The following is a 212-nucleotide window of genomic DNA, read 5'->3' as shown; positions in this document are numbered from 1 at the left end:
CCAGAGTGTCGGCATCATGTCCTACGCGACGAAATTTGCCTCCTGTCACTACGGTCCCTATCGCGAGGCGATCTCGACCAGCGGCCTCTTGAAGGGTGACAAGAAGACCTATTACATCGACCCGGCGAACGGCACCGAAGCCGTGCGCGACGCTGCTCTCGATGTCGAGGAAGGCGCCGACATGCTGATGGTCAAGCCGGGGCTTCCCTATC

Annotated in this window: 1 pseudogene; it reads left to right on the top strand. The window is 60.4% G+C overall.

Annotated features, from left to right (window positions below):
• Positions 1-16: 16 nt before the first annotated feature.
• Positions 17-212: pseudogene (locus tag MJ643_RS31400) on the top strand (porphobilinogen synthase); the annotation flags it as partial.

It is taken from the genome of Pseudomonas sp. PNPG3 (assembly GCF_023093815.1).
GTDB classification, from domain to species: domain Bacteria; phylum Pseudomonadota; class Gammaproteobacteria; order Pseudomonadales; family Pseudomonadaceae; genus Aquipseudomonas; species Aquipseudomonas asiatica.
The sequence above is the reverse complement of the archived record's forward strand: the minus strand, read 5'-3'. Positions and strand labels throughout refer to the sequence as shown.